Source organism: Bradyrhizobium sp. ORS 375, assembly GCF_000239775.1.
Classification (GTDB): Bacteria; Pseudomonadota; Alphaproteobacteria; order Rhizobiales; family Xanthobacteraceae; genus Bradyrhizobium.
On record NZ_CAFI01000273.1, the window covers coordinates 44,932 to 51,143 of the forward strand.

9 protein-coding genes are annotated in these 6,212 nt (G+C 66.4%); 8 read left to right on the forward strand and 1 reads right to left on the reverse strand.

The window, feature by feature from the left end; all coding sequences use genetic code 11:
* The first annotated feature begins 96 nt into the window (after positions 1–96).
* Positions 97–618 carry a protein phosphatase CheZ gene (locus tag BRAO375_RS19955; RefSeq protein WP_009029253.1) on the forward strand — a complete coding sequence of 174 codons (522 nt, stop codon included), beginning with the start codon at positions 97–99 and terminating at the stop codon, positions 616–618.
* Between the two features lie 311 nt (positions 619–929).
* Here BRAO375_RS19955 and BRAO375_RS19960 read toward each other — a convergent pair whose 3' ends face one another.
* Positions 930–2,264, reverse strand: a complete 1,335-nt coding sequence (locus BRAO375_RS19960) for a dihydroorotase (protein WP_009029254.1) — start codon at positions 2,262–2,264, stop codon at positions 930–932.
* Between the two features lie 198 nt (positions 2,265–2,462).
* Here BRAO375_RS19960 and ygfZ point away from each other — a divergent pair, with 198 nt between their 5' ends.
* The 7 genes from ygfZ to BRAO375_RS19995 all read left to right on the forward strand — a co-directional run.
* Complete coding sequence (gene ygfZ, locus BRAO375_RS19965) at positions 2,463–3,347, forward strand: CAF17-like 4Fe-4S cluster assembly/insertion protein YgfZ (protein ID WP_009029255.1); 885 nt, start codon at positions 2,463–2,465, stop codon at positions 3,345–3,347.
* Between the two features lie 9 nt (positions 3,348–3,356).
* Positions 3,357–3,986 carry a DNA-3-methyladenine glycosylase I gene (locus tag BRAO375_RS19970; RefSeq protein ID WP_009029256.1) on the forward strand — a complete coding sequence of 210 codons (630 nt, stop codon included), beginning with the start codon at positions 3,357–3,359 and terminating at the stop codon, positions 3,984–3,986.
* Positions 3,983–4,600 carry a YfbR-like 5'-deoxynucleotidase gene (locus BRAO375_RS19975; protein ID WP_009029257.1) on the forward strand — a complete coding sequence of 206 codons (618 nt, stop codon included), beginning with the start codon at positions 3,983–3,985 and terminating at the stop codon, positions 4,598–4,600. The genes BRAO375_RS19970 and BRAO375_RS19975 overlap by 4 nt, the downstream gene beginning before the upstream one ends.
* 1 nt (position 4,601) lies before the next feature.
* Positions 4,602–4,841 carry a hypothetical protein gene (locus BRAO375_RS19980; protein WP_009029258.1) on the forward strand — a complete coding sequence of 80 codons (240 nt, stop codon included), beginning with the start codon at positions 4,602–4,604 and terminating at the stop codon, positions 4,839–4,841.
* Complete coding sequence (locus BRAO375_RS19985) at positions 4,838–5,062, forward strand: hypothetical protein (protein ID WP_009029259.1); 225 nt, start codon at positions 4,838–4,840, stop codon at positions 5,060–5,062. Before BRAO375_RS19980 ends, BRAO375_RS19985 begins: the two co-directional genes overlap by 4 nt.
* Positions 5,063–5,182: 120 nt before the next feature.
* Entirely contained in the window at positions 5,183–5,689 is a 507-nt protein-coding gene (locus BRAO375_RS19990) for a tyrosine phosphatase family protein (RefSeq protein ID WP_009029260.1), read from the forward strand.
* Between the two features lie 284 nt (positions 5,690–5,973).
* A partial coding sequence (locus BRAO375_RS19995) for a hypothetical protein (protein WP_035641376.1) occupies positions 5,974–6,212 on the forward strand: 239 nt, incomplete at its 3' end.

Consider the following 6,212-nt stretch of genomic DNA (forward strand, 5'->3'; position numbering starts at 1 on the left):
AATCCGAGATGCCATCACAGAAGAGCACGCCGGAGTCTGCACTGACCACGTGAAGACTTTAGTAAGAAACGTCGAAGGGAAAGTCGGGGATTACTGATGATTGCGCCGGAAGAAGAGAGATTGCTGAAAACCTACCTGGTCGAGATGTTCGGCCAGATCAGCAGCATGCGGCGCGAGCTCGCCGCTCTTCAAGGCGACGGCAAGGGCAGTTTCGCCTCGATGACCGACACGCTCGACGCGATCGTGGAAAACACGGAAGCAGCCGGGAACACGATCCTCGAAAGCATGGAGGCGATCAGCGAGAGCGTCGGGAAGCTGCAGGGCGTCAAGGACCCGAAGACCGTAGCGGTCTGCGAGGAGATCGTCGACAGCACCAACAAGGTGTTCGAGGCTTGCGCGTTTCAGGACCTCACGGGGCAGCGGATCACGCGCGTGGTCAAGTCGCTGAAGTTCATGGAGGACCACATCAACAAGCTGGTCCGCATCTGGGGCAAAGAGGAGCTGGCGCGGATGGCCGCCGAGCTGACTGCGGCGCCCAGCGAGCCGGACCTGCTGGAGGGCCCGAAACGGCCGGGCGTGGCGATTTCCCAGGACGATATCGACAAGCTGTTCGGGTGAGTTGCCGCGGGGCGCGAGACTCTCCGTCCCCTGCGCTGTCAGATACAGTGCCCTCTCTCCTCGTGGGAGAGGGCATCTCCGAACTATCAACGTCCTCGGTTGGGTGAGGGGTTTGTCTCCGCAAGCGCGGCACGCCGATAGAGACCCCTCACCCGACCGAGCTTGAGGATGCGCCGTACCTGCCCTCTCCCACCCTGGCGAAGCTTCGCTTCGCCTTGGGGGAGAGGGCACTGTATCTGACAGCGCGTCGCTAACCACGCCAGCTCAATCCGGTGCGAGGATTGAGCGATCTAACTCAGTGCAGCAGCGCCTTACGGCCGCAACGTCTCCATGAACCTGACCGGCTCGCCCGTCGCGGGCGTCAGCAGCTCGCCCTGCCACATCACCCGGCGGCCGCGGACGAAGGTGCCGACCGGCCAGCCGGTCACGCGTACACCGTCGTAAGGCGTCCAGCCAGCCTTGGAAGCCACCCATTTGTTGGTGATGGTCTCGCTGCGCTTGAGGTCGACGATCGTGAGGTCGGCGTCATAGCCGGCGGCGATGCGGCCCTTGCGGGCGATGTTGTAGATGCGGGCGGGGCCGGCGCTGGTGAGGTCGACGAACCGTTGCAGCGACAGGCGGCCGGCGTTGACGTGGTCGAGCATGATCGGCACCAAGGTCTGCACGCCGGTCATGCCGGACGGCGAGGCCGGATAGGTCTTGGCCTTCTCCTCGGCGGTGTGCGGCGCGTGGTCGGAGCCGAGGATGTCGACGATGCCCTGGTGGACGCCCCACCAGATGACGTCGCGATGATCGGCTGAGCGCACCGGCGGGTTCATCTGCGCGTAGGTGCCGAGCCGCTCGTAGCACTCCGGCGCCGCCAAGGTGAGATGATGCGGCGTGGCCTCAACGGTCGCGACGTCCTTGTGGTCACGCAGATACACGATCTCTTCCTTCGTCGAGATATGCAGCACGTGGATGCGCTTGCCGGTCTCGTGCGCGAGGTTGACCAGGCGCTGGGTGGCGCGCAGCGCCGCCTCCTCGTCGCGCCAGACCGGGTGCGAGCGGGGGTCGTTCTCGACGCGCAGGCCCTTGCGCTCGTTGAGGCGGTATTCGTCCTCGGCGTGGAACGCGGCGCGGCGGCGGATCACCTGGAAGATGCGGCGGAGACTGTCGTCGTCCTCGACCAGCAGCGAGCCGGTGGATGAGCCGACGAACACCTTGACGCCGGCGCAGCCCTCGGCGCGCTCCAGCACCGGCAACTGCTCGACGTTCTCGCGGGTGCCGCCGATGAAGAAGGCGAAATCGCAATGCATGCGATGCCGGCCGGCTTCGATCTTGGCGGTGAACGCCTCCTCGGTGACCGTCAGCGGATTGGTGTTGGGCATCTCGAACACCGCGGTGACGCCGCCCATCACGGCGCCGCGCGAGCCGGTTTCGAGATCCTCCTTGTGGGTGAGGCCGGGCTCGCGGAAATGCACCTGGGTGTCGATCACGCCGGGCAGCACGTGCAGGCCCTTGCAGTCGACGATCTCGGCGGCCGAGGCCGCGCCGAGATCGCCGATCTCGACGATGCGGCCAGCGGTGATGCCGATGTCGCGGACACCTTCGCCGTCCTGATTGACCACGGTGCCGGATTTCAGAATGACGTCGAACCGCTGGCTCATGAACCCCTCATAGGATTTCATTCTCCTGATCACCCCAAGGCAGTTCGATCATGCTGCGCGCCTGCCCATTTGCTGGCCTCTGAGGGCGCGCGCATCTCAATCTTTAGAATGAAGCCACCGCGCAGGGGTGTTTCAGCCTTGTGGTTTATGCCAGGGCGGCTTACGTTTCAGTGCGGCGTGTCGCAAGAGGTTTTTCGAATGAAAGCGACGTTTCTCGACGACCGGGGCGTGGTCCAGGTCAGCGGCGACGATGCACGCAAGTTCCTCAACGGTCTGGTTACCACCGACGTCACCAAGCTCGTTCCGGGCGAGGCCCGGTTCGGCGCGTTGCTGACGCCGCAGGGCAAGATCATCATCGATTTCCTCGTGACGCAGGTACCGGCAACAGAAGGCGGCGAGCGCTTCCTGCTCGACGTTCCCCGCGCGCTGGCGCAGGCGCTCGCCGACAAGCTCAACGTCTACAAACTCAGGGCCAAGGTCGCGGTCGGCAACCTCTCTGATAGGCTCGGCGTGATCGCGGTCTGGGATGGCGCGGTCGGCACAATGCCGGAGCAGAGCTTCATCGATCCGCGGCATGAGCGTCTTGGCGCGCGCGTCATTGCGTCGCAGGATGCGCTCGCCGACATCGCGGCCAGGCTCGGCGCCGAGATCGCCGGCGCGGAGGCTTATGAGGCGCATCGCATCGACTGCAGCGTGCCGCGCGGCGGGCTCGACTTCATGTATGGCGATGCCTTCCCGCACGAGACCAACATGGACCGGCTGCACGGCGTGGACATCGGCAAGGGCTGCTATGTCGGCCAGGAGGTCGTGAGCCGCATGCACCATCGCGGCACCACGCGGACGCGCACCGCTCAGGTGCTGCTCGATGGCCTGAGCCCCGAGCCCGGCACGCCGATTCTCGCCGGCGAGAAGACGGTCGGCACCATGGGCTCGGCCGCGCAGCGGAAGGGCATGGCGCTGCTCCGGATCGACCGCGCCACCGAGGCGATGGAAGCGGGCACGCCGCTGACGGCAGGCGGCCTCACCCTGCGCGTGGCCGATCCGGACGCGCTGCAGGGCGCGCCGAAGCAGACGGTCGCCTGAGCCGTCCGCATGGGTCGCTCCTCTGTCGTCCATCCCGATGGCCTGACGCGCTGCCCCTGGCCGGGCAGCGATCCGCTCTATGTCGCCTATCACGACACCGAATGGGGCGTGCCGGAATATGACGATCGCGCATTGTACGAGAAGCTGATCCTCGACGGCTTCCAGGCCGGCCTGTCGTGGATCACGATCCTGCGCAAGCGCGACAATTTCCGCCGCGCCTTCGATGATTTCCAGCCGGACAAGATCGCGCGCTATAGCGACAAGAAGATCCACGCGCTGATGAACGATGCCGGCATCGTCCGCAACCGCGCCAAGATCGAGGGCGCTGTTCTCAGCGCGAAATCCTGGCTCGACATCCAGGACAAGGGCCCCGGTTTCTCGAAGCTGTTGTGGGGCTTCATGGACGGCGCGCCGAAGGTCAATCAGTTCAAGACGACGGCGAGCGTGCCGGCCTCGACGCCGCTGTCAATCAAGATGTCGAAGGAGCTGGCCTCGCGCGGCTTCAAGTTCGTCGGCCCCACCATCGTCTACGCCTTCATGCAGGCGACCGGCATGGTCAACGACCATCTCGTCACCTGCTTCTGCCACGAGACCTGCAGCGGCAAGCGCCGCGCTCCGCGCCTCAAACCTCCCAAATGACAACTGAGAAGTCCCCGAGCGGGCAAGATCGTGTCTGGCAGCGCATGCTCTCAGGACGGCGGCTCAACCTCATCGACCCCTCGCCGCTCGATGTCGAGATCGGCGACATCGCGCACGGGCTGTCGCGCGTGGCGCGCTGGAACGGCCAGACGTCCGGCGCGCACATCTTCTCGGTCGCGCAGCACACGCTGCTGGTGGAGACGGTGATGCGCGCGAAGAAGCCCAACATCGATGCCAGGCTGCGGCTCGCGGCGCTGCTGCACGATGCGCCGGAATACGTCATCGGCGACATGATCTCGCCGTTCAAGGCGGTGCTCGGCGGCAGCTACAAATCGGTCGAGAAACGGCTGCTCGGCGCCATTCACGTCCGCTTCGGCCTGGCCGCAGAGCTTGCGCCCGAGATCGAGCGTCAGATCAAGGCGGCCGACCGCGGCTCGGCCTATCTGGAAGCCACCCGGCTCGCCGGCTTCTCGGAGAGCGAGGCGAAGAAGCTGTTCGGTCGCGACCCCGGCCTCCCCGACGCGACCGTCACCGAATATCTCACGCCGTGGAGCGCAGCCAAGGCGGAGAAGCGGTTCCTGACCCGCTTCAACCTGGTGCTGGGGTCATGCTGAGATGCCGCTGACGCCGGAGGAACGCCAGAACGAGCGGCTGAAGCTGTTGGCCAACTGGATGAACACGCTGGCGACCGCGATCGTCACCGCCGGGACATTCGTGCCGCTGGCCCAGTTCGTCTACGGGGTGCTGCCGCCGGGCACCCCGGCCGGCCTGATCTATGGCTCGGGCGTGGTTTGCATTGCCACCGGAGTCCTCCTACATTTGCTGGGTCAGTGGATCCTGGGAGGTCTTCGATGACCACGCACCAGCTCGTTGCCCTGAGCTTCCCGCTCCTGACCGCCCTGGCCGTCGCCGTGGTGGCTCTGTTCGTGCGCCGCCCCTGGACCGAAAAGCCGGTCGAGGTCGGCTCGCCGAGCCGCGAGCGCGTGCTCGAGCACGTCGAGCGCCTCAACGCCGAGATCGAGGTCAAGACCCATCTGGTCCGTCAGGAGCTGCGGCACCTCAAGAACACGCGCTGACGGCTGCTCGCCCACGCATGCGCCGGAGCGGGACATATGCGCCCGCCCGACAGCTGACATCCAAAACGCGCTTTTGCCCTTGTGTCGCCGTTCGTATAATCGGGCGTCCAAAGGCTCCTCATGATCCACGTCTGCTCACTCGCCGCTTTGCCCGAGACCGTGCGCCTGACCGGCGCCAGTCACGTGCTGACCATCATGGCCAATGTCGAGCAGGTGCAGCGGCCCGAGAGCATCCGGCCCGAGAACCACCTGCGGGTCTCGGTCGACGACATCACCGAGCAGCTGCCGGGCTTCATGGCGCCGAGCGACGACCATGTCACCCAGGTGCTGGAGTTCGTGCGCGGCTGGGACCGCGCGGCGCCGCTGGTCATCCACTGCTATGCCGGCATCAGCCGCTCCACCGCCAGCGCCTTCGCGGCGGCTTGCGCGCTCAACCCGCACCGCGACGAGCTCGATATCGCCTGGGCGATCCGCCAGGCCTCGCCGATCGCCTCGCCCAACCGCCTGATCGTCAGCCTTGCCGACCGCGCGCTGGGCCGCCAGGGCCGCATGGTGCGCGCGCTGGATGCGATCGGCCCGGGCGCGATGATGGTCGACAGCCAGCCCTTCCGCATCGACTTGGAATGAGCCGCAGCCGTCTCAGCCCCGTCGTTCCGGGGCGCCGCGCCAGCGGCGAACCCGGAACCTCGAGCTGGTCGCGCTCGATAGACCGCCCGGACTCAAACCTCTGGGTTCCGGGTTCGCGGGTCGCGCGCCCCGGAACGACGGTGCATCGAAAGGCGCGCGCCGAGTAGCCGTGTACCAGCGCAGCTTGAACTTCCCGTCCGCCGTTTGACACTCAAGGAACTGCAGCCATCGTGACGGCACGCGCGTGCCGTCACGTCGATTCGCGGCGCGAGCCGCGGGCCGGCATGGCCCTGTTCCCTCCCCATGACGCCGGCGGGCGCCATCGATTTCAGGACTGCGACTTCGTGATGTTCGACTGGCCTCTGGACTGGATTGCCCTCCTGGTTGCGTTCGCGGCGCTCGCCTTCGCGCGCCGCACCTCCGACCGATTGGCCGAGGTGCAGGCCCGGCTGGCCAAGCTGGAAGCGGCACGGGCCGTCGTCGCTGGCCCGGCGGTGCCGGACGCTCCGCCGCTGAGCCCGCT

Bases quoted from the DNA above. Each gene is read 5' to 3' on its own strand.
- BRAO375_RS19990 (WP_009029260.1), top strand. From the start codon at position 5,183: ATGATCCACGTCTGCTCACTCGCCGCTTTGCCCGAGACCGTGCGCCTG.
- BRAO375_RS19955 (WP_009029253.1), top strand. From the start codon at position 97: ATGATTGCGCCGGAAGAAGAGAGATTGCTGAAAACCTACCTGGTCGAG.
- BRAO375_RS19980 (WP_009029258.1), top strand. From the start codon at position 4,602: ATGCCGCTGACGCCGGAGGAACGCCAGAACGAGCGGCTGAAGCTGTTG.
- BRAO375_RS19960 (WP_009029254.1), bottom strand. From the start codon at position 2,264: ATGAGCCAGCGGTTCGACGTCATTCTGAAATCCGGCACCGTGGTCAAT.
- BRAO375_RS19970 (WP_009029256.1), top strand. From the start codon at position 3,357: ATGGGTCGCTCCTCTGTCGTCCATCCCGATGGCCTGACGCGCTGCCCC.
- BRAO375_RS19985 (WP_009029259.1), top strand. From the start codon at position 4,838: ATGACCACGCACCAGCTCGTTGCCCTGAGCTTCCCGCTCCTGACCGCC.
- BRAO375_RS19975 (WP_009029257.1), top strand. From the start codon at position 3,983: ATGACAACTGAGAAGTCCCCGAGCGGGCAAGATCGTGTCTGGCAGCGC.
- ygfZ (WP_009029255.1), top strand. From the start codon at position 2,463: ATGAAAGCGACGTTTCTCGACGACCGGGGCGTGGTCCAGGTCAGCGGC.